This is a genomic window from Roseobacter sp. MH60115, assembly GCF_015644665.1.
GTDB lineage: Bacteria > Pseudomonadota > Alphaproteobacteria > Rhodobacterales > Rhodobacteraceae > Roseobacter.
Genome location: NZ_JADOBQ010000006.1, coordinates 46940 through 68143 on the forward strand (window position 1 = coordinate 46940; position 21204 = coordinate 68143).

Below are 21204 nucleotides of genomic sequence, written 5' to 3' on the forward strand. Positions count from 1 at the left end.
TGATTTCATGCGGAGTTCAAGGCGGTCCTTGGTCGATCCCTTCATTGTGATGGATGTGATGGAGGCCGCGCGCCGTCTGGAGGATGCCGGTCGTCACATCATTCACATGGAGGTCGGCCAACCCGGCACCGGTGCGCCCACGGCTGCGGCAGAGGCACTGAGCCACGCGATGGCGGCGGGCCCGCTGGGCTATACCGTGGCCCTGGGGCTGCCCGCGTTGCGCGCGCGCGTTGCCCGTATGTATGGCGATTGGTACGACGTCGATCTCGATCCGAACCGGGTGGTGATCACGCCCGGCTCCTCTGGCGGGTTCCTGCTGGGTTTCACGGCGCTTTTCGACACGGGCGACCGGGTGGGGATCGGCGCACCGGGCTATCCCAGCTACCGGCAGATCCTGCGGGCGCTGGATTTGACGCCGGTCGACCTGCCCACGGCGCTGGAAAACCGCTATCAGCCTGTGCCGCAGGATGTCGCAGGCATGGATCTGGCCGGGCTGATGGTGGCGTCACCGGCGAACCCTACCGGGACGATGCTCGACACGCCCGCCTTGCGCGCCCTGATTGAGGCGGCGCAGGCGCAGGAGGCGTCGTTCATTTCAGATGAAATTTACCACGGCATCGAATACGACGCCAAGGCCGTCACCGCTCTGCAGATCACGGACGATGTCTATGTGATCAATTCGTTTTCCAAGTATTTTTCGATGACCGGCTGGCGCGTGGGCTGGATGGTGGTGCCCGAAGATCATGTGCGCATCGTCGAGCGCATTGCCCAAAACATGTTCATCTGCGCCCCGCATGCCAGCCAGATCGCAGCCCTTGCCGCAATGGATGCGGAGGACGAATTGCAGACGAACATGGCCGTCTACCGGGCAAACCGCGATTTGATGCTGTCGGGGTTGCCGGAGGCCGGGTTCACCAGGATCGCCCCGCCGGATGGCGCGTTTTACGTCTATGCCGACGTGTCTGACCTGACGCAGGACAGCCGTGCCTTTGCCGCCGAAATTCTGGAGCAGGCGGGGGTGTCGGTCACGCCGGGTCTCGATTTCGATCCCGAACGGGGGCATACGACGTTGCGGTTTTCCTACGCCCGCAGCACAGCCGACATCGTCGAGGGTCTGGGCAGGCTCAAGGATTTCATGCAGCGCCGCTGATCGGGGATTCCCCCTGTGCCGCAGCTTTGCTAGGATGGGCAAAACAACAACCGGCAGAGCAGTAGATGATCCGGCAGATATCCCTTTGGGCGGTCCTTGTGACGCTGTGCATCGGTCCGGGCGCGGCGCAAGAGCTCAGCGCCATCGCGCGCGTCGATCCGGACAAGAGTCGGATCGAGACGGGTTGGTTTGGCCGGTCCGAAGTCACATTGCACCTCAGCCAGGGGGTGCCGTTTCGGGTGTTTACATTGGACGGGCCGCCCCGGCTGGTGATCGATTTTCGCGAAGTGGATTGGTCCGGCGTGCGCGCCACCGATCTGCTGGCCGAGGGCAGTGCTCTCACGGATGTACGGTTCGGCAACTTTCAACCCGGATGGTCGCGGCTTGTCGCGGGCATGACCGAGCCGATGGTGCCCGATGAGATCGGCATGACTGTCAACGAAGGCTCCGGTCAGGCGGTACTGCGGGTCGATCTGACACCGGCGTCCGACAGTGAATTTGCAGCCCGGGCAGGGGCGCCGAAAAACGCCCTGTGGCCGGAACCGGCTGCGCAACCCGTGGTGGCACCTCTGATCGATGACCGCTTTGTGGTGGCACTCGATCCCGGACATGGTGGGGTCGATCCCGGCGCGGAACGCGAAAACATCAATGAAAAAGAGCTGATGCTGCAGATTGCGCAGGAGCTGCGCGAGGCCTTGTTGCGCGCAGCTGACATCGATGTGGTCCTGACGCGGGAAGAGGATGTTTTTGTCTCGCTGGAAGGGCGCGTGGCGATCGCGCATCGCGCCGGGGCGGATGTGTTTTTGTCGCTGCACGCGGATGCGCTGAGCCAGGGCGGCGCGCAGGGGGCAACGGTCTATGTGCTATCGGACGAGGCCAGCGACACCGCAACCGCGCATTTGGCCGCCCGTCACAACCGCGCTGATATCATCGCGGGCACCGATCTGACGGGGTCCGACGATCAGGTGGCCAGCGTGCTGCTGGATCTTGCCCGGCAGGAAACCGAACCCCGCTCCGAGGCGCTGGCGCAGGCGCTTGTGGACGGCATGACAGAGGCCGGGGGGCCGATGAACCGCCGCCCGCTGCGCAGAGCCGGGTTTTCGGTACTGAAATCCGCCGATATCCCCTCGGTTCTGGTCGAGGTTGGTTTTCTCTCCAGCAAGCGTGATCTGGACAACCTGCGCGACCCGGTTTGGCGCGCGGGGATCGTGGGTGGTATGGTGCAATCGATCCTGACGTGGCGTGACGCGGATGCGGCGAAACGCCCTCTGGTCCGGCAATAGGGCGCAAAGGCGGAAAACCGGCGTAATCCGGCTGCTCTGCCACCGGATCGTGTTTTGACCTGCCTTGCCGCAATGCCTATATGTAAACCCAGTCCAGCGTAGAAAGGCGTCTTGCCAGTGTTCCGTTTCATCCTGTCCTTTTTCGGGGGCATCTTCACCACGATCACCATGGCCATCGGCATGGTTGCGCTGACCGTTGGCGCGATCTTCTGGATGTATGGGCGGGACTTGCCCAGCCACGAGTCGCTGGCCCAGTATTCGCCGCCCACCATCAGCCGGATTTACTCCGGTCAGGGCCAGATCATTGACGAATTTGCCAAGGAGCGCAGACTGTTCGCCCCGGCGGAGACGATCCCGGATCTCGTGAAACAGGCGTTCATCTCGGCGGAAGACAAGAATTTCTACACCCACGACGGCTATGATTTGCGTGGCATCGGGGCTGCGGCCGTGGATGCGATCCGGTCGCGCGGACAGGATGTGCGCGGCGCCTCCACCATCACGCAGCAGGTCATGAAGAACTTCCTGCTCTCCGGCGACCGCCGGGCAGAGCGCAAGATCAAGGAAATCATCCTCGCCGCCCGGCTTGAGGAAACGCTGAGCAAGGAGCAGATCCTCGAGCTCTACATGAATGAGATTTTCCTCGGCCAGAACTCTTATGGCGTCGCGGCGGCGAGCCAGACCTATTTCAACAAACCGCTGAGCGACCTGGCCCCGCATGAGGCGGCCTTCCTAGCGTCCTTGCCAAAAGCGCCCAGTGACTATCATCCCGTGCGCCAGAAAGAACGTCTGCTGGCGCGGCGCAACTTCGTGCTGAAGGAGATGATGGAGAACGGCTATATCTCTCAGGAGGTGCTGCTGTCAGAGCTGAACGAACCCTTGCGGTCGGTGCAGAACGGCGATTTCGAAAGCTTCAAGGCGGAACTGCCGCCCCGTGATTACTTTACCGATGAGATCCGGCGTCAGCTGACCGAGGACTTTGGCGAGGGTGAGTTTTTCACTGGCGGTCTGACCGTACGCGCAACGATTGATCAGGAGTTGCAGCCGCTCGCCGCCACGTCCCTGCGCCGTGCCCTTGAGGACTACGACCGCAAGCAAGGCGTCTGGCGCGAGGCCAAGATCAAGATCGACCCCGCCCAACTGGAGGACGAGGAAAGCTGGCGCGCGGCGCTGTCGGAAACCAAGATGGCGCGCGACATCGATCTGGACGGCCCCTGGTACCCGGCTGTTGTCCTCTCCGTCGGGAGCAATGACGCGCGGATCGGGATCGAAGGTGTCGAAGAGGATGAAGACGGGCATTTCATCACCGCCAAGGACGTGACCTGGGCGCGCAAGCGCACGGAAGACGGCCAGTTGAACAGTAAGGCGAAGGTCGCAGGCGATCTGCTGGAAGTTGGTGACGTGGTGCATGTGCGCGCCATGACCTCGGACGAGGACGGTACATTCGTGCGCTGGACCTTGCGGCAGGTCCCGCAGGTGCAGGGTGGTTTCGTGGCGATGGACGTGAACACCGGCCGTGTGATCTCCATGCAGGGTGGGTTCTCCTACCAGTCCAGCGTGTTCAACCGCGCCACCCAGGCCAAGCGGCAGCCGGGCTCCAGCTTCAAACCATTTGTCTATGCCGCAGCGCTCGACAGCGGCTATTCCCCGGCCACCATCGTCGTGGATGCGCCCATTGAGATCAACACACCGCAGGGTCTCTGGCGGCCCCGCAATTCCTCGCGCGAATTCTATGGCCCGACGCCCCTGCGCACGGGCATCGAGAGGTCCCGTAACCTGATGACCATCCGGCTGGCGCAAGAGATCGGCATGAATGTGGTGGCCGATTACGCCGAACGGTTTGGCGTCTACGACAACATGGGCACGTTCCTCGCAAACTCGCTGGGCTCCGAGGAAACCACGCTTTATCAGATGGTTGCAGCCTATGCGATGTTCGCCAATGGCGGCGAGCGGGTTCGGCCAACACTCGTGGACCGGGTGCAGGACCGCTATGGCAAGACGATTTACCGCCACGATGAGCGGCTCTGTTACGACTGCGCGCAGCCCAGTCTCGAGCCTGGTCTGCCGCCCAAGGTCATCTCCAACCGCGAACAGGTGATGAACGCGATTACCGCCTACCAGCTGACCTCGATGATGCGCGGCGTTGTCGACCGGGGCACAGCGGCGGCCCACGTGAACCTGCCGGTGCCGACGGCGGGAAAGACGGGCACGACCAACGACGCCAAGGATGTCTGGTTTGTCGGGTTCACCAGCAATATCGTGGCGGGCTGCTACATCGGATATGACCAGCCCCGCAGTCTGGGGCGCAGCGCCTATGGCGGCACCATGTGCGGACCGGTGTTCCAGGAGTTCATGGAAGAGGCGACCAAGAAATACGGCGGCGGACCGTTCGAAGTGCCGCCCGGTGGCCGGTTCATCAAGATCGACCGCTTCACCGGCGCGCGTCTGGATGACAGCGCAACGGGGGCTTCGGTGGTGGCAGAATATTTCCGCGAGGGGGAGCAACCGATCTTTGGCATCACTTACGATGGCGGCTTTGCGATGGGGCAGAACCTGCCGCTCTTCAAGGAAGTGGGCTCGCGCCAGACCCGGGAGGTGACCACGTCCACGGGCGAAACGGCGACGGTTGGCCCCAAGGCGGATTTCGGAACGTTGAGCTCGGGCGGTCTTTATTAGCGATGGGGTCGCGTGGCTCCCTTGCCGCTGGCAGGGCGCTGGTTTATCACCGCTTTCAGACTTAACGCCAAAGGTTTTGACCATGCGTGCTGACGCACAAAACACCGTCGAAAAGATCGAAAAATCGCTTGAACTGCTGGCGCAGCGGCTGGACGTCGAAACCGCGCCGTTCCGGCTTGAGGAATTCAATGCGCGTGTCGAGGATCCGAACCTCTGGGACGATCCGGATGCGGCGCAAAAGCTGATGCGGGACCGGCAGATGCTTGTCGATGCGCTCGGCACCTATGAGAGCATCAAGCAGGACCTGACGGATAACGTCGAGCTGATTGAGCTGGGCGAGATGGAAGAGGACGAAGAGGTCGTCAGCGAGGCCGAGGCCGCGCTGAAATCGCTCGAAGAAAAGGCCGCACAGAAAGAGCTTGAGGCGCTGCTGGACGGCGAAGCGGACGGGAATGACACCTTCCTGGAGGTGAACGCGGGGGCAGGGGGCACCGAAAGCTGTGACTGGGCGTCCATGCTGGCGCGCATGTATGTCCGCTGGGCGGAAAAGAAGGGCTATAAGGTCGAACTGCAGGCGGAGAGCGCCGGGGAAGAGGCGGGGATCAAATCCGCCACCTACAAGATCAGCGGTGTGAACGCCTATGGCTGGCTGAAATCCGAAAGCGGTGTGCACCGTCTGGTGCGGATTTCGCCGTTTGATTCCGCCGCCAAACGGCACACGTCCTTTACCTCCGTCTGGGTCTACCCGGTCGTCGATGACAACATCGATATCGAGGTGAACCCGGCAGATATCCGCATCGACACCTACCGCTCCTCGGGCGCGGGCGGCCAGCACGTGAACACCACCGATTCCGCCGTGCGGATCACCCACCACCCGACCGGCATCGTTGTGACAAGCTCCGAGAAATCGCAGCACCAGAACCGCGATATCGCGATGAAGGCGCTGAAATCGCGGCTTTATCAGATGGAGTTGGACCGGCGCAACGCCGCGATCAACGAGGCCCATGAGAACAAGGGCGATGCGGGCTGGGGCAACCAGATCCGCTCCTACGTGCTGCAGCCCTACCAGATGGTCAAGGACCTGCGGACAAACTTTGAAACCTCCGACACCAAGGGCGTGCTTGATGGCGATCTTGATGGTCTGATGGCGGCCACCCTGGCGCTGGACGTTTCCGGCAAGACACGCGCCGAGGCGCAGGGCGGCTAAAGCCGAATACGCTGCTATTTGGCGTCAGTTGGAGTGATCTCGCGCTGGCCACCGTATATCGTCGTCGTGTTATACTTCTGGCGACACGGGAGGAATCGTCATGGCAGCATCAGCAACCGCCGAAATGGGGATGGGCGCACCAAGCCTGCGCCAGCCCCGTTTTGAAGATCTCAAGGAGGCGCTCCGCCGTGGCGCGCAGGATTTTCGCCGTCATCCGTTCTACGGGCTGACCTTCGCCAGTTTCTATATTCTCGCAGGCTGGGCGATGATTGGCGTCACCGCCATCACCGGCCATAGTTTCTGGCTCGTGCTGGCGGCGATCGGGTTTCCTCTGCTGGGGCCATTTGCCGCCGTCGGGCTTTATGAAGTGTCTCGGCGCCTGGAACGCGGCACACCCGTGCCACCCGGCGCTGTGTTCGGCGTGATCTGGCAACAGCGCCTGCGCCAATTGCCGTCGCTGTGCACGATGATGGTGGTGATCTTTATGTTCTGGTTTTTCCTTGGCCACATGATCTTTGCGCTCTTCCTCGGTCTGACCACGATGACAAATATATCAACATCTTACGAGGTGTTTCTCACCTTGAACGGATTGAGCATGCTGGCCTTTGGTACGCTGATCGGCGGACTCTTTGCGCTGCTGATCTACAGCATCACGGTCATCGGTCTGCCGCTGTTGCTGGACCGTGAAATCGATTTCATTACCGCGATGATCACCAGCATTGGCGTGGTCCGGCAGGCCCCGGGGGTGATGCTGGTCTGGGCCGCCATGATTGCCGGGCTCAGTTTCGCAGCCATGCTGCCCGGGTTCCTGGGCCTATGGATCATCCTGCCGTGGCTGGGGCATGCCTCCTGGCATCTTTACCGGCTGCTGTCAGAGACCGCCTGAAGGGGAGCCTCCCGCCCCATATCAACCAGCCGATGTCGCAACGCCCCGACCTGCAGGGCACCAAGTTCCAGCGCATAGACATAGGCGTGGGTCAGGTAGAAGGCGGCGGCGTCCTCATCCATCGCCTGATCCGCGGCTTCGGTGTAGAGCCTCACAAGGGCCGCGCGGTCGTCATCGGCATGGGCCGCCAAAAGACGCGCCTCGAGTTCGTTCATTGCGCCGCCTGCGCCACCATCCGCTGCTGCTGTACCCGCCCGGCAACCCAGGCATGGAAAAGATGCGTCGGGCCATCCATCGCTGGCGAAAACCGACCACCATCGAAGGAGACCGCATGGCGCCCGCGCTGCATGCCCTCGACGACAAAGACGTCTTCGACAAAGATGTCTTTCCACTGCTTGGTATTGCGCGCGCGCAGCGCGTCATCTGTCGCGGGCGTGGCATAAAACAGGTGCACATGCTCGCGGGTTTTTTCCGGCCCCTGTGGTTCCAAAATGATCGCATAGGTATGATCCCGGTGCACGCCAAGCAGGACATTGGGAAAGGCGGTGATGTATTCCGCTGCCGTGTCCCATTTGTCGCTCAACCCTTTGAAGTCCGGGAACACCTCGCCTTTGTCGCCCTTGAGCTGACGATAAACCCATGTGCCCTGACCGGAAAAAAGCTCTTCTTCTTCAATATGATAGTGGTCTTCCAGCCGGGAGTAGCTGTTCAGGCCCGGGTGGACCCAGGGCAGGTGGTAGCTTTCGCAGTAGTTTTCCACCGCCAGTTTCCAGTTGCAGTTGACCTCGAGTGTAAAGGTGCTGTCTGCACCACCGTGGTACAGAGGCTGGTCGAACGCTGCCCAGCGTTGCAGCAAGGTGGCATTGGCGGTCTCGAAGTCGGGCGCCGAGCCGGAGATATTGATCCAGACCACGCCCATCCAGATGTGGCTGCGCACTTCGACCAGCCCCAGCAGGCTACGGTCGATCCCGGCGTGTTTGTTCTGACCCGGCCCGCCGACATGCGGCGTGCTGATCAGGTCGCCGTTCGTGGAGTAACACCAGCTGTGATAGGGGCAGCGGATGGCCCCTTCGATCCTGCGCGGTTCCGTCACGAGGACCATGCCGCGATGGCGGCAGATGTTTTGAAAGACGCGGACATTGTTCTGGCGATCCCGCACCAACAAAAGAGGCATGCCAAGAAAGCTGAGCGGAACGGCATCACCGATTTCCGGCACATCCGCAGCCACGGCAAGACCCGACCAGCTGTCATAGAGCAAGGCGTGTTTTTCTTCCTCGAACACGGTGGCATCGGTGTAATGCGCGTTTGGCAGACCGTTTGCCTCGGCAATCGGGCGACGCACGTTCGACAGGTCGGTGGGCAGGCGATCCATGGCAACTCTCCTTGCGGTTCGTGGCCAAAATCATACGCCAACAACCGCTCCATGCCGTGCTCAAAGCGACCCGAGTTTCCCACGGGCGACATGGGGGTTGCGTGCCGTGACAGCTATCTAAACGGGTCTTCCGGTTGCAGCAGTCTCTGGTGGAAGGGGATCAGATCTTCAAGTTGGCAGAAGCCGGCACCGCGCGCGCAGGAGAGTATCCGTTCAGTGTTTTTCCCAAGGTATTCATAGACCAAGCGGGTCATCCTCATGCTGGAGGAACTCTCTCGCACGGTGCGCGCAACGTATCCGACCCAGAAGTTGTTCTGAAAGGAGGTCACGCGGCTCAGGTAGTTGAACGACGCGGTCATCGCATTGCGCCGGGCAACTGTGGCGGCGAACCCGTCTTCGATCTGCATCACGAACCCCCGGTATTCGCGCGCCCGGGCATCTGCTGGGATACCCTGCATGGCCATAGCGATCTTGGGTTCATAGCCGCGGATGAAGGTGTTGTTGGCCTCGCGCTTGATCAGCACCAGCCCCCTAACATATTGATCTCCCTGCACGAAACTGCGCCGGGCGAATTGGTAAAACCCGCTGGGAAGGCTTTCCTCAGACACCGGCTGAATGCTCGGCCCCATGAAGTCGCGCAGATATTCGCTGGAGATCAACCCGGCAGCCGGATTGATTTTATCGACGGGTTCGAGAAGGACCCGCGCATCGACCGAGAAGAACGCACAAATCCGCGCCAGAACGTCCGGTCGCGGAAAGCTCTCCCCACTCAGATACCGGTTGAACTGCGTCCGGTTGATCCCAAGGTCGCGCGCCAGAGCGGAGATCGACGGGTAGTCAGAGGCAAGCGTGCGCAGGTTGGACCCAAACATGCTGCGCAGCTGCGCTGGTGTTCTGGCGGTCAAAGACATCTTCGTCCCTCAGCCTCGTCGCTGCTACGCAACCTAGTCCTCGAGACCGGCCGCGCCATTCATTTACAGGTTGAAATGCCGTTTTGACGCTAATTCGCGTCAGCCGCAGATCGTAATTGTGTCAACCTTAGAGCAGGGCGACACAAATTCCAAGCGTACGGTGCTGATTTTATCATGTGCGGTACCGTTAACTTCTTGGTACCAATATAGTGCAGGCAGAAGGATTGGATTGGGATATGATTGGCGTTGTTCTCTGGAGCGACGCATCGGACCGCAAAGCGGTGATTTGGTGCGAAGATCAAGGTGATTTGGCATTTTTGAATTCAGCGGACGACGTATTTCAGTCAGATGCATTTTTCGATGCCGGGGATGTGGTTCAATTCGACATGGAAGTGCAGGCGTCGATGCGCAGGGCGCATAATCCGCGTCTGGTTCTGGAGCAGGCTGGTGCTGGTTTGCCCGATGCCTTGCGTCAAAGCGCGTCACGTGACGCGCACCCGCGGGCATCGGCCAAAATTATCGCCTTCGAGCCGCGTGAAGCGGATGTCCACGTGCACTATCCTCAGGCCTCCGAAGCCTAATCTGATTATTCGCCGCGTGACAGGGCAGCAACACCCGTGCGCGCCACGTCCGTCAGTCCAAGCGGGCGCATCAGATCTGCAAATGCATCGATCTTGTCCGGCGCGCCTGTAATCTCGAAAATGAAACTCTCAAGCGTGCTGTCCACGACGCTGGCGCGAAAGATATCCGCGAGCCGCAAGGCTTCGACCCGCTTGTCGCCGGTGCCCGTGACCTTGAACATCGCGAGTTCGCGTTCGACGCTGGCGCCTTCGACCGTCAGGTCATGCACATCATGCACCGAAACGATCCGCCCCAACTGCGCCTTGATCTGTTCGATCACCTGCGGGGTGCCGGAGGTTACGATGGTGATGCGGCTGAGATGCCCGGTGTGATCCACTTCCGCGACGGTCAGGCTGTCGATGTTGTACCCTCGGCCCGAGAAGAGCCCGATCACCCGCGCCAGAACGCCGGGTTCGTTCTCGACCAGCACCGCCAACGTATGCCGCTCGATCACGTCCGAGAAGGTGGGCCGCAGATTGTAAGCGGAGTGGCTGGTGGCGCCTTTTTTGATTTTTAGAGCTGACATTTTGTCAATCTTTCTTCGTTGCTTGCTCCGCCAATGGCAGAGATAATTTCTGAATCTTAAACGCGAAGTCTTTTCGTTCCGCGCATGGCTCAACAGCTTTGTCGCCAAGAAGCCTAGCATACATTTCAACTAATGGATCGAGACGGTTATCACGAAAGCCACGGTTCAACGGTGCCTTTTCCGCCCCATGGGCTTCCGGATGATGGTTCCGAAACAACCATCGCCCCTCATCAACCAATGCCGATAACTCGGAAGCCAGTTGCCAGCGATCATCACCAAACTCACTTGATCCGGCGAGAAGATGGTCGGCTTTTGAAAGAACGTGAGAACCTCGCAATGCCCACGCTGTCAAACGCTCCGTCGCTTGAACTTGAAGATTGTGTTCGTATCTGTTCTCTTCAAGTTCCAAGTCTTGTTGTTTTCTTCGCTCAGCTTGCCCCTTTTCGCGAGCAATACGAGCTTCATCTCTGGTCTTTTCTTCCTTAAGCCGACCAGCCTCGCGAGATCTTGCTCTTTGATCAAGCCAAATCGCAGCAATGGCTACCACTACAGAAGTAAAACCAATAGTGAACTCCGAGCTCAAACCAAAACGCTCCCTTTGCTGTCGATCACGCCCTGCGTTTGCGCCTCTCCGAGCAGCATTTCGTTATGCGCCTTACCGGAGGGGATCATCGGGAAGCAGTTTTCGTGCTTTTCGACCAGACAGTCAAAGATCACCGGGCCGTCATGGGTGATCATCTCCATGATCGCATCGTCGAGGTCAGCAGGATCCGAGCAGAGGATACCCTTGGCGCCGAAAGCCTCGGCCAGCTTCACGAAGTCGGGCAGGGCCTCTGACCAGCTTTGGGAATAGCGCTCGCCGTGCAGCAACTCCTGCCATTGGCGCACCATGCCGAGGCGCTCGTTGTTGAGGATGAACTGCTTCACCGGCAGGCGGTACTGCACAGCCGTGCCCATCTCCTGCATGTTCATCAGCCAGGATGCTTCGCCCGCCACGTTGATCACCAGCGCGTCTGGATGCGCCATCTGCACACCGATGGAGGCGGGAAATCCGTAGCCCATGGTGCCCAGACCGCCGGAGGTCATCCAGCGGTTCGGGTCTTCAAAGCCCAAGTATTGCGCGGCCCACATCTGGTGCTGGCCCACTTCGGTGCAGATGTAGCGGTCGTGCTTCCTGGTCAGCTCTTCCAGCCGCACGAGCGCATGCTGCGGTTTGATGGTCTTGCCGGTCTGCTTGAACTTCAGGCAATCGATGGCTTTCCATTCCTCGATCTGCGCCCACCATTTACTCAGGGCTTCAGCATTGGTCTTGCGCCCGCGGGACTTCCAGACCTTGAGGATGTCTTCGAGCACATGGCCCACGTCACCCACAATCGGGATATCGGTCTTGATCACCTTGTTGATCGAAGAGGGGTCGATATCGATATGCGCCTTGGTCGACTTCGGGCTGAATGCGTCGATGCGCCCGGTGATCCTGTCATCGAAACGCGCGCCGATGTTGATCAGCAGATCGCAGTCGTGCATCGCCATATTGGCCTGATAAAGACCGTGCATGCCCAGCATGCCCAGCCAGTTTTCCCCCGAGGCCGGATAGCACCCAAGACCCATCAGCGTCGAGGTGATCGGAAAGCCCGTGGCCTTGACCAGTTCGCGTAACAACTGGCTCGCCGCAGGGCCGGAATTGATCACGCCACCGCCGGTATAGAAGACCGGCTTTTTCGCCTTTTCCATCGCGGCCACCAGTTCGGTGATCTCCTCCATGTCGCCTTTGACCTTGGGCTGGTAATGCGACACCGACGGCTTCGGCGCGTTATAGGTGCCCGTGGCAAACTGTACGTCCTTGGGAATGTCCACCAAAACCGGACCGGGGCGGCCCTGCGTGGCGACATGAAACGCCTCATGCAGCACGCCCGAGAGCGCGTCGGTTTCCTTCACCAGCCAGTTGTGTTTGGTGCAGGGACGGGTGATGCCCACAGTGTCCGCTTCCTGAAAAGCGTCAGAGCCGATCATGAAGGTCGGCACCTGGCCGGTGAGCACGATGATCGGGATCGAATCCATCAGCGCATCGGTCAGGCCGGTCACCGCGTTTGTGGCTCCAGGCCCTGAGGTCACGATCACCACGCCGGGTTTGCCGGTCGAGCGCGCATAGCCTTCGGCCGCATGTACCGCGCCCTGTTCATGGCGCACCAGGATGTGACGAATGGCGTTTTGCTGATGAATTTCATCGTAAATCGGTAGGACGGCGCCTCCGGGATAGCCAAAGACGGTATCCACACCCTGATCGATCAAGGCTTGGACAATCATTTTTGCACCGGACATTTGCCGTGTCATAGTTTTCACTCCGTGGTGGCCACCTTCGGGCCGCTTGCTACCGTTGCGCATAAAAAAGCCCCCGTTTTTGGCGGGGGCGCATGGGTCAGAAAATGGTCTACCGTTACCGGCCCATGCGCGTGTGTCCTACAATGACGACTAGAGAAGTCATGATGGAAGCTCCTGAATGCTGGCGAGACATTAGGAGGGCGGGTCGGGGGCGTCAAGGACCATATCGGCAAAAAATATGTCCCGGAGAGCGGAAAATGCGTCACTTCCTTTCGTCAGAGGGCAATCTGGCGACATTTTGCAAAAAAGAGCAGGAAATCACACCCGGAAATGGGGTGTCAGGAGGTCTCGATACTCTCGATGTCCTCGCGCGCCGACAGGGTGAGCTGCTGCACCTCTTCGGCCAGCACCTTGAACTCCTGCGCAATGATGGCGAGCCCCTTGCCTGCTTCGCCGGCGCGGGAGGCCTCGACAGAGGCGTTGATCGACATGGAGCGTACGTATTTGCCGATGCGTTCCAGCCGGCTCAACCCTTCGCCGAGCCGTGCTGCCGATTGCATCGCCCGATCCAGCTGTGTCGCGCGGCCGTCTTCGATCCGGGCCCAGAATTCTTCGGTGAGCGCGCTGACCGCTTCAAAGAACACGCCCTGTCCAAAAGCGATGTATTTGTCGAGGGTCTCTGGGGCGGCGCCCTCCTCGGACAAGGCACCTTCGCACAGGTTGTCAGTCATGGTCGCCATACGCGCGATCACCTGAAGCTGCGCATCCTGCGTGGCGGCAATCCCCGCCAACCAAAGGCTCAGAGTTTCCGGCAGGGTTGAGAACGTCGTCTGCCCGCGCAGCACCGCAAGCGTGTGGTGCAGGGTTTTCACCTGCGCCTGCAGGTTTTCACGCAGCTTGGCCGTTTGGTCATCCGTCCGGTCACAGGACATCTGGCTGACCCCGAGGGCCAACCGCATGACGAGCGCGCGCAGCGTGGCCACCCGGTCGATGGCCTCGCGATAGGGGAGCGTGCCGATGGTTGCGGCATCAGGCAGGGCGATCTGGTTCTGCATGTTCATGAGACCGGTGTACGTGCGCCGTGCTTAACAAACCCTGAACAAGGACTGCTGCACGGCGATTTTTGAGGTGTCGCGCGGACCGTCAGAACCGCGCGCCGGTGCCTTGCAACACGCCATGCTCCAGCGCGTAGCGTGTCAGCCCCGCAGTGCTGGAAATCCCCAGCTTGCGCTTGATGTTCTTACGATGCGTCTCCACCGTGCGCACGGAGATATCCAGCGCGATGGCAACCTCCTTGTTGGACTTGCCCTGCGCCAGCTGCAGCAGGATCGTCTGTTCCCGCCCGGTGAGGGCTTCGCGCGCGTTGTCCCCCTTGGGCTCCAGCGATCCGCGCGCCCCGGTGCAGAGGTAGCGTTCCCCCGACATCACCACATCGATGGCCTGTTTGATCTCATCCGTGGGCACGTCCTTGAGCACATATCCCATGGCCCCGTGGTTGAGCGCCGAGGAGATGTACTCCGGGCTGTCGTGCATCGACAGGACCAGAATACGCGTACCCGGACGTTGTTCTAGGATGATCTCGGTGGCGGTCAGCCCCCCCATGTCCGGCATGTTCAGATCCATCAGGATCACATCCGGGTCGAGCGTGCTCAACTGGTCAATGGCGCTGCGCGCGGAGTTGCAGGTGCCAACCACCTCGATGTCGTCATAGCTTTCCAGAATGGACTGGATGCCATCGGCAACCATCGGGTGATCGTCGACAATCAGGGTTTTGATGCTGGGCGTATCACTCATGCGGGCACTTCGGGTCTGGTCGGGGTTTCGGGTTCGGGCGGCAAAAGATGCGACAGCGGCACGGAAACCTCGATGATCGTCCCGTTGCTGCCGCGGGGTCTGGCGATGCGCAATGTGCCTTCGAGCTGTTCGACACGTTCCTGCATGTTCCGCAGCCCTAGCCCGCCGGTGGGGTTGGCGCTGTCATCGGGCAGGCCGCGCCCGTTGTCTTCGATGCGCAGGGTCGCCCCCTTCTTGTGCCCGCGCAGATCGATGCGCACGTGGCTCGCGAGAGCATGGCGTTCGATATTGGTCAGCGCTTCTTGGGCGATGCGGTACATGGCGATCTTGGCTTCCCCGTCCAGCCGGTTGCGAAAGACGACGGTCTGGAAATCGACCCGCACGCCGGTCCGTTCGCTGAAATCCTCTGCCAGAGCCTTGATCGCTGGCCCAAGGCCCAGATCATCCAGCACGCCGGGGCGCAGATCGCGGCTGATGCGGCGCACCTCGGAAATGGCCTCGCCCAGGGTCTCGATCCCCTTGCTGAGGGGTTCATTGGCGGTGCGGTCTCCGCGATCGAGTTTGCGCCGCGCGGTATCGAGCGCATAGCGCACCCCGACCAGCAACTGGCTGATCCCGTCGTGCAATTCGCGCGCGACACGGCCGCGTTCCTCCTCCTGCGCGTCCAGCACCCGTTGCGTGAGCTTTTTCAGCTTGGCATCCGCCAGACGGCGCTCGCGGATGTTGAGCCCCATGCCGGTCAGGAACACCGCGAGCAGGGCGGCGAGGGTGATCATGCCGATATAGAAAAACGTCTGCTGCACCCGCGCCTCTACATCCGCACGGGCCGAGGCCACGGTCGCCAGCACGTCATCGATGAAAACACCGGTCCCCACGGCCCACCGCCAGCTGGGAAAGCTGGTGACATAGGTGATCATGCGCGTCTCTTCCCCGGTGGAGGGTTTGGGCCAGAGATAGCTGTGATATCCGGCACCGGCGCGGGCGATGCGGATGATCTCGTCCACGATGGGCGTGCCTTCGCTGTCCTCAAGCCCGGACCAGTTGCGGTTGATCATGCCGGTCTGGCGCGGGCTGACGAGGTTGGTGCCGTCATAATCATAGACAAAGAAAAAACCATCCGTGCCGTAGATCATCGCCGAGAGGATCTGCGCCACCTGATCACGGGCATCCTGATCGTCGGGGGCGGCGTTGCCATATATGAAGTAGAATCCGTTGCGGGCCTGCGTGACGTAATTGGCCAGTTCGGCCTTCTTGGCCTCCAGCAGCTGCGTCTCCAGCGCCTTGATTTCCCGCTCCGCCAGCGCGCGGGACTGGAAGGCCACCAGCACGGCAATCGCCGCCACCGCCGCAATCAGCGGCACCGTCGCCACCAACGACAGTTTTTGCGCATAGCTTGGCCGAAAAAGAGCGGTAAATCGTTTCATGACCGTCTGGTTACGTGGAATCGCGGACGAATCAAAGTCTGATCCCGACCGTTGAGGACGTCGATCCCGCCAATCTGCGGGCTGGGCCTGGCAAAACTGGCCTAAAAATATGACCAAAACGGATTAAATGCCGGATTTCTACGCAGTAGTAGGTATTTCATTTGGAACCCGCCTCGCTAGTGTGGCCACACTCGAAACGACCTGAGCGTGCTCTTGCGCTACGGGCGTCATATTTTGGGAGGAGTATTCACATGGATCGTCGTTCATTTTTGAAGACATCTGCACTCGGCGGGTCCGCCGCCGCAGCCACAACGCTGGCCGCACCCGCGATTGCCCAGGGCAACCGCGTCCTGACAATGGTGACATCCTGGCCCCGCGGATTTGCGGTTCTGGATGACGCGGCCACCTATTTTGAGGAAATGGTCGGCGCGATGTCCGATGGCACGCTGACCATCGACAAGAAAGCCCCCGGCGAGCTGGTCGGCGCCTTCGAGGTGTTTGACGCGGTCTCCTCCGGTCAGGCAGACCTCTATCACTCCGCGGACTACTACTTCATCGGCCAGCATCCGGGCTATGCCTATTTCACCGCCGTGCCCTTTGGCGGTACCGCGCAGGAAGTGACCAACTGGTACCACCACGGCGGCGGCCACGAGCTGCACAACGAGCTGGGTGAGATCTTCAACCTGAAGTCCTTCATTGCAGGCAACTCCGGCTCGCAGTCCGGTGGCTGGTTCCGCAATGAAATCAACTCCGCCGGTGACTTCAACGGCCTCAAGTTCCGCATGCCGGGTCTGGGCGGCAAGGTGCTGGGCGAGCTGGGCGCGTCGGTCCAAAACATCCCCGGTGGCGAGCTCTACCAGGCGCTGTCCTCCGGTGCTCTGGACGGTCTGGAGTGGGTCGGTCCTTTCGCGGACGAACGCGCGGGCTTCCAGGAAGTGGCGAAAGTCTACTACACCGCCGGTTTCCACGAGCCGGGCTCCGCTCTGGCCTGCGGCATGAACCTCGACGTCTACAATGACCTCAGCCCGGCGCATCAGGCGATCATCGCAAATGCCGCCATGGCGACCACGCACATCCAGCTGGCCGAAACACTGGCCAACAACGGTGCCGCGCTGGCGCGTCTGCAGGCACAGGGCGTGAAAACGCTGCAATTCCCGGATGATGTTTGGGATGCCTTCGGTGCCGCTTCCAAGAAGGTCATGGACGAGAACATGGGTGACGAGCTCTTTGCGAAAATCCGCGGCTCCTTCGAGGAATCGCTGGCGCAAAGCTCTGACTGGCTGCTGAAGTCGGACGGCTTCTACGTGGCGCAGCGGAACCGCGTTCTGGCCAACGGCTGATCCGCGCTCAAAGAACACCGGGGGCCGCTTGTGGTATAGTGGCCCCTGACGCAATGCGTCTTGCGACACGACAGGACCGGACAAGACCTTGAGGCGCTGAGACGGGCGCGACGAGGGAGGGGGACATATGGAAAACGATGCAAGCGAAGCAGGCGGCTCACTCTCTGTCATCTTTGACGGGGTGCTCTGGTTCTTCACCAACATCGGCATGGCCGTTTACAATTTTTTCTACGCGATCACGCATCCCGCGCTCTGGCTCGACTGGTCCAGCAAGGAAGCAATCATGCGCTTCGTCTATTATGGCGGATCGGTTGAGTTCTTCTTTGTGGTCTTCACTGCCTTCCTGGTCTTTTTCGCCGTGGGCTTGTGGAAGAACAGCTTCATGTGGGGCTGTGTCCGCGTGCTCGAAGGCTTTGCGAACACCGTGGGCCGGTTCTTCGCCTGGGCGGGGCTGCTCATGGTGATCCAGCAGATCATCATCGTCTTCATGCAGCGGATTTTCACCCGGCCTGACATCTCCATCGGCTTCGGCATCCCGCTGCAGTTCGATATCAGCTGGTTTGCCGAAGAGCTCAAGCTTTACAACGCTTTGGTCGTCTGCCTCTGCATGGCCTACACCTTTGTGCAGGGCGGTCACGTACGCGTCGATCTGGTCTATTCAGCCGTGAAATTCCGCACCAAGAAGGTGATCGACATGTTCGGTTCGATCTTCTTCATGATGCCCGTGGCCGTGCTGATCTGGATGTACGGCTGGTTCTTCCTCTGGCGTCACCTGATCGTGCCGAACCCCTCCGCCTCCGACACGCTGGACCGGTTGCTTACCAAATCCCGCGCCCTGCGCTGGAACGTGGAGACGATCGGCTTCAGCCCCAATGGCTTCAACGGCTACTTCCTCTTCAAAGTGCTGCTTTGCGCCTTTACCGCGATGCTCTTCCTGCAGGCGGTGGCGATGTTCTTCCGGTCGTATCTGGAGTGGAAGGAAGGCCCGGAGAGTGAGGGCAAATACCTCGACCGCGATTCCCTGGGCGACGGTGAAGAAGCCTATGAGGGCACACATTAATCTAAAGAGACGCCGCGATCCACGCAGCGCAGCAAGGGACTATAGGACATGTTTTTCGGTCTAGACGGCGTCGAAGTTGGCCTGATCATCGTTTTCATCTGCCTCTTTGGTGGCATCCTCTCGGGCTTTCCGGTCGCTTTTGCGATTGCCGGGGCCGGGGTGATCTCCTTTGGCATCATCGCCGCGCTCGACAGTGCGGGGCTGCTCATCCATCAGGCGATTGATACCGGCAGCACGGTCTACCGCGATCTGGTGAACTCCGGCGTCAAGGCCGATACCATATCCATCTTCCGATACCCCGATTTGCCTCGGATCGAACAGGCGGTGTTCCCCAAGGGCTGGGAAGACGCGATGAACCGCAACGTGTCCTTCGTTGTAAACCGCATGAACGAGCGGGTTCTGGCGGGGCAGTCCATCGAGACCCTGCTGGCGGTGCTGATGTTCGTTCTGATGGGCATCACGCTGGAGCGCTCCAAGATCGCCAATGACCTGCTGACCACCATGGCGCGCGTCTTTGGCCCGCTGCCCGGCGGTCTGGCCGTGTCGATTGTGGTTGTGGGCGCCTTCCTCGCGGCCTCCACCGGGATCGTCGGCGCGACCGTTGTGACCATGGGTCTGCTGGCGCTGCCCACCATGCTGCGCAACGGTTATTCGCCCGAATTGTCGACAGGTGTGATCGCGGCCTCGGGGACGCTGGGGCAAATCATCCCACCCTCCATCGTGATCGTTTTGCTGGGCACGCTGGCGGGCGATCTCTACTCCCGTGCGCAGGAAGATCGCGCCAAGCTTGAGGGCTGCACCGACGCCCTGACCTATCTGGGCGAGCCTGCGGTGCTCTCTGTGGGCACGCTCTTTCAGGCAGCACTGCTTCCGGGCATCCTGCTCGCCTTGCTCTACGCCCTCTATGCCTTTGGCTACGCGCTGCTGAACCCCGACAAGGCGCCCGCCGTCGAGATGGGCAGCACCAACGCCGAGCCGGTGACCCGCAGCGAGGCCTTCACCTGGTTCCTGGGCGCGCCACTGGCGATCATCGTGGGGGCGATCCTGCTGGGCAATCTGAACGTGATCGGCGACCAGTCCACCAATATCTCGCGTTTCTCCGACATCGGCACCGGGGCGTCGCTACGCACCAATGTGAGCCCGGAGTGTCAGGCCTCCATGATCGAGTTGCACGGGCAGCTGGCCTGGGACACGGCGGTGGCCGAACAGGCCGCAATCAATGACGCAGGCGGTGTGCAGGCCTCGCGTGCGCTGTCAGAAGAAGAGCTTGTCGAGGCGCGCGCGGCCAAGATCGCCGCCGCCGCGCCCATCGGAACCGGCATTGCCATCATCCTGGTCGTGGCCTCGCTGTTCCTGACCACGGCGCGCGGTGTGTCACCCTCCGCGTCACCACAACCGCTGATCATCGGCGGTGTGGGTGTCATTCTCATGCTTCTGGTCGACATCGCATTGATCGGGCCTGCGACCAGCGCCGGTCTGACGGTTGTGCTGATGGCCTTGCCCTTCGCTGCCCTTATGTATGGGGTCGTGCATGCCACCAAGATCTGCGCCCAAAATGAACTCATTCGGGTCGTGTTCCCGCCGCTGGTGCTGATCGTGGCAGTGCTGGGGTCGATCCTCGGCGGCATCACCAACCCGACACCGGCAGCCGCTCTTGGAGCGGGCGGGGCGATCATGCTGGCCGCCTACCGCAAGCTCAAGGATCAGGACCGTACTCCCAAGGTGATCATCTGGTCGACGCTGGCGATCGTCGTCTGCATTCTCGTGGGCATCAATTTCGATCTGCGGATCAACGCCGGCACTGTCAGCTTCGAGAGCTGGTTTGCCTTCTTCGTGGCCTATGCCGCCTATCTCTATGCGCTCTTTGGCCTCTTGTTCTCCTGCTACGTGCTTTACACCTCGGGCGTGTTGAGCCCCGTGGTGCGGGAGACAGCCAAGGTGACCAGCATGGTCTTCACCATTCTGATCGGCTCGCAACTGCTGAACATGGTGGTGATCTCTTTCGGGGGCGAACACTACATCCAGCAATTCCTCAAGAGTTTCGACAACGAGTTCAAGGTCTTCCTGATCGTCATGATCGTGCTCTTCGTGCTGGGCTTCGTGCTTGATTTCCTTGAGATCATCTACATCGTGATCCCCATCGTCGGGCCGGTGATCTATGGCGGCAGTTTCGATCCCAAGTGGGTCACCATCATGATTGCGGTGAACCTGCAGACGTCGTTCCTGACGCCGCCCTTCGGCTTTGCGCTCTTCTATCTCAGGGGGGTGGCGCCGAAGGAGGTGACCACGGGTCATATCTATCGCGGGATCATTCCCTTCGTGCTCATTCAGGTGGTCGGGCTGGCGCTGCTTTGGACCTTCCCCGGCATCGTGACCATCGTTCCGGATCTGATCCCGAACTGACGGCACTCATAACCCATCGAGAAGAAGAGGGGGCGCTGGCCCCCTCTTTTCGTTTCACCCGATGCGGAGCGCTGCGATGCTCTCAGGCGTGTCGTCTGCCTGCTGTGCAAGGGAAAGATGGCACCGGCAGCCCCGGATCAAAGTAGCCGCGCAGCCTGCGGTGTCGCGGCGGTTGACAAAGAAAGGTGGTGTCCAGCCGCGCAGGAGACACCGGCGCGACCGGCGATGCGATACG

At 60.7% G+C, this 21204-nt stretch carries 18 protein-coding genes; 9 read left to right on the forward strand and 9 right to left on the reverse strand.

Going from position 1 to position 21204, the window contains the following annotated elements:
• Positions 1-7 precede the first annotated feature (7 nt).
• The 5 genes from ISX84_RS18410 to ISX84_RS18430 all read left to right on the forward strand — a co-directional run bounded on the left by ISX84_RS18410 (position 8) and on the right by ISX84_RS18430 (position 7199).
• Positions 8-1150 (forward strand): pyridoxal phosphate-dependent aminotransferase, encoded by a 1143-nt coding sequence (locus ISX84_RS18410; RefSeq protein ID WP_195821868.1) that lies wholly within the window; start codon positions 8-10, stop codon positions 1148-1150.
• Between the two features lie 65 nt (positions 1151-1215).
• Positions 1216-2433, forward strand: coding sequence for an N-acetylmuramoyl-L-alanine amidase (locus ISX84_RS18415; protein WP_195821869.1), 1218 nt, complete (start codon positions 1216-1218; stop codon positions 2431-2433).
• A gap of 117 nt (positions 2434-2550) precedes the next feature.
• Positions 2551-5106 carry a penicillin-binding protein 1A gene (locus tag ISX84_RS18420; protein ID WP_195821870.1) on the forward strand — a complete coding sequence of 852 codons (2556 nt, stop codon included), beginning with the start codon at positions 2551-2553 and terminating at the stop codon, positions 5104-5106.
• A gap of 82 nt (positions 5107-5188) precedes the next feature.
• Positions 5189-6313 carry a peptide chain release factor 2 gene (prfB, locus tag ISX84_RS18425; protein ID WP_195821871.1) on the forward strand — a complete coding sequence of 375 codons (1125 nt, stop codon included), beginning with the start codon at positions 5189-5191 and terminating at the stop codon, positions 6311-6313.
• A 100-nt stretch (positions 6314-6413) separates the two neighbouring features.
• Positions 6414-7199, forward strand: a complete 786-nt coding sequence (locus tag ISX84_RS18430) for a DUF2189 domain-containing protein (RefSeq protein ID WP_442800629.1) — start codon at positions 6414-6416, stop codon at positions 7197-7199.
• On the opposite strand, the gene ISX84_RS18435 is transcribed toward ISX84_RS18430, so the two are convergent.
• The 3 genes from ISX84_RS18435 to ISX84_RS18445 all read right to left on the reverse strand — a co-directional run bounded on the left by ISX84_RS18435 (position 7172) and on the right by ISX84_RS18445 (position 9482).
• On the reverse strand, positions 7172-7414 hold the full coding sequence (locus ISX84_RS18435) for a hypothetical protein (protein WP_195821872.1): 243 nt from the start codon (positions 7412-7414) through the stop codon (positions 7172-7174). The genes ISX84_RS18430 and ISX84_RS18435 overlap by 28 nt on opposite strands.
• Entirely contained in the window at positions 7411-8571 is a 1161-nt protein-coding gene (locus ISX84_RS18440) for an aromatic ring-hydroxylating oxygenase subunit alpha (RefSeq protein ID WP_195821873.1), read from the reverse strand. Before ISX84_RS18440 ends, ISX84_RS18435 begins: the two co-directional genes overlap by 4 nt.
• 113 nt (positions 8572-8684) lie before the next feature.
• Positions 8685-9482: a helix-turn-helix domain-containing protein gene (locus ISX84_RS18445; protein WP_195821874.1), complete on the reverse strand. Its 798-nt coding sequence runs from the start codon at positions 9480-9482 to the stop codon at positions 8685-8687.
• 236 nt (positions 9483-9718) lie between these two features.
• Here ISX84_RS18445 and ISX84_RS18450 point away from each other — a divergent pair, with 236 nt between their 5' ends.
• The gene (locus ISX84_RS18450; protein WP_195821875.1) at positions 9719-10063 is read left to right on the forward strand and encodes a hypothetical protein; all 345 of its coding nucleotides are present in this window, start codon (positions 9719-9721) and stop codon (positions 10061-10063) included.
• A gap of 5 nt (positions 10064-10068) precedes the next feature.
• Here the strand turns inward: ISX84_RS18450 and ilvN are convergent, their stop codons facing one another.
• The 6 genes from ilvN to ISX84_RS18480 form a co-directional block, all read right to left on the reverse strand.
• The gene (gene ilvN, locus ISX84_RS18455) at positions 10069-10629 is read right to left on the reverse strand and encodes an acetolactate synthase small subunit (RefSeq protein ID WP_195821876.1); all 561 of its coding nucleotides are present in this window, start codon (positions 10627-10629) and stop codon (positions 10069-10071) included.
• Between the two features lie 4 nt (positions 10630-10633).
• Positions 10634-11212 carry a hypothetical protein gene (locus tag ISX84_RS18460; RefSeq protein ID WP_195821877.1) on the reverse strand — a complete coding sequence of 193 codons (579 nt, stop codon included), beginning with the start codon at positions 11210-11212 and terminating at the stop codon, positions 10634-10636.
• Positions 11209-12960 (reverse strand): acetolactate synthase 3 large subunit, encoded by a 1752-nt coding sequence (locus ISX84_RS18465; RefSeq protein ID WP_195821878.1) that lies wholly within the window; start codon positions 12958-12960, stop codon positions 11209-11211. Before ISX84_RS18465 ends, ISX84_RS18460 begins: the two co-directional genes overlap by 4 nt.
• A gap of 326 nt (positions 12961-13286) precedes the next feature.
• Positions 13287-14003, reverse strand: coding sequence for a methyl-accepting chemotaxis protein (locus ISX84_RS18470; RefSeq protein WP_195821879.1), 717 nt, complete (start codon positions 14001-14003; stop codon positions 13287-13289).
• Between the two features lie 88 nt (positions 14004-14091).
• A complete protein-coding gene (locus ISX84_RS18475) occupies positions 14092-14742 on the reverse strand; it encodes a response regulator transcription factor (protein WP_195821880.1) in 651 nt (216 codons plus the stop codon).
• Positions 14739-16166, reverse strand: a complete 1428-nt coding sequence (locus ISX84_RS18480; protein ID WP_195821881.1) for a cache domain-containing protein — start codon at positions 16164-16166, stop codon at positions 14739-14741. The genes ISX84_RS18475 and ISX84_RS18480 overlap by 4 nt, the downstream gene beginning before the upstream one ends.
• A 251-nt stretch (positions 16167-16417) precedes the next feature.
• Here ISX84_RS18480 and ISX84_RS18485 point away from each other — a divergent pair, with 251 nt between their 5' ends.
• From ISX84_RS18485 to ISX84_RS18495, 3 genes are all read left to right on the forward strand, one after another.
• Positions 16418-17506, forward strand: coding sequence for a TRAP transporter substrate-binding protein (locus ISX84_RS18485; RefSeq protein ID WP_195821882.1), 1089 nt, complete (start codon positions 16418-16420; stop codon positions 17504-17506).
• Positions 17507-17633: 127 nt separating this feature from the next.
• A complete protein-coding gene (locus tag ISX84_RS18490; RefSeq protein ID WP_195821883.1) occupies positions 17634-18566 on the forward strand; it encodes a TRAP transporter small permease subunit in 933 nt (310 codons plus the stop codon).
• A gap of 48 nt (positions 18567-18614) precedes the next feature.
• The gene (locus ISX84_RS18495) at positions 18615-20969 is read left to right on the forward strand and encodes a TRAP transporter large permease subunit (RefSeq protein WP_195821884.1); all 2355 of its coding nucleotides are present in this window, start codon (positions 18615-18617) and stop codon (positions 20967-20969) included.
• The last annotated feature ends 235 nt before the right edge of the window (positions 20970-21204 follow it).

Coding starts and splice junctions, on each gene's coding strand:
- ISX84_RS18485 (WP_195821882.1), top strand. CDS start 16,418: ATGGATCGTCGTTCATTTTTGAAGACATCTGCACTCGGCGGGTCCGCC.
- ISX84_RS18440 (WP_195821873.1), bottom strand. CDS start 8,571: ATGGATCGCCTGCCCACCGACCTGTCGAACGTGCGTCGCCCGATTGCC.
- ISX84_RS18470 (WP_195821879.1), bottom strand. CDS start 14,003: ATGCAGAACCAGATCGCCCTGCCTGATGCCGCAACCATCGGCACGCTC.
- ISX84_RS18495 (WP_195821884.1), top strand. CDS start 18,615: ATGTTTTTCGGTCTAGACGGCGTCGAAGTTGGCCTGATCATCGTTTTC.
- ISX84_RS18445 (WP_195821874.1), bottom strand. CDS start 9,482: ATGTCTTTGACCGCCAGAACACCAGCGCAGCTGCGCAGCATGTTTGGG.
- ISX84_RS18465 (WP_195821878.1), bottom strand. CDS start 12,960: ATGACACGGCAAATGTCCGGTGCAAAAATGATTGTCCAAGCCTTGATC.
- prfB (WP_195821871.1), top strand. CDS start 5,189: ATGCGTGCTGACGCACAAAACACCGTCGAAAAGATCGAAAAATCGCTT.
- ISX84_RS18490 (WP_195821883.1), top strand. CDS start 17,634: ATGGAAAACGATGCAAGCGAAGCAGGCGGCTCACTCTCTGTCATCTTT.
- ISX84_RS18410 (WP_195821868.1), top strand. CDS start 8: ATGCGGAGTTCAAGGCGGTCCTTGGTCGATCCCTTCATTGTGATGGAT.
- ISX84_RS18475 (WP_195821880.1), bottom strand. CDS start 14,742: ATGAGTGATACGCCCAGCATCAAAACCCTGATTGTCGACGATCACCCG.
- ilvN (WP_195821876.1), bottom strand. CDS start 10,629: ATGTCAGCTCTAAAAATCAAAAAAGGCGCCACCAGCCACTCCGCTTAC.
- ISX84_RS18435 (WP_195821872.1), bottom strand. CDS start 7,414: ATGAACGAACTCGAGGCGCGTCTTTTGGCGGCCCATGCCGATGACGAC.
- ISX84_RS18430 (WP_442800629.1), top strand. CDS start 6,414: ATGGCAGCATCAGCAACCGCCGAAATGGGGATGGGCGCACCAAGCCTG.
- ISX84_RS18480 (WP_195821881.1), bottom strand. CDS start 16,166: ATGAAACGATTTACCGCTCTTTTTCGGCCAAGCTATGCGCAAAAACTG.
- ISX84_RS18415 (WP_195821869.1), top strand. CDS start 1,216: ATGATCCGGCAGATATCCCTTTGGGCGGTCCTTGTGACGCTGTGCATC.
- ISX84_RS18450 (WP_195821875.1), top strand. CDS start 9,719: ATGATTGGCGTTGTTCTCTGGAGCGACGCATCGGACCGCAAAGCGGTG.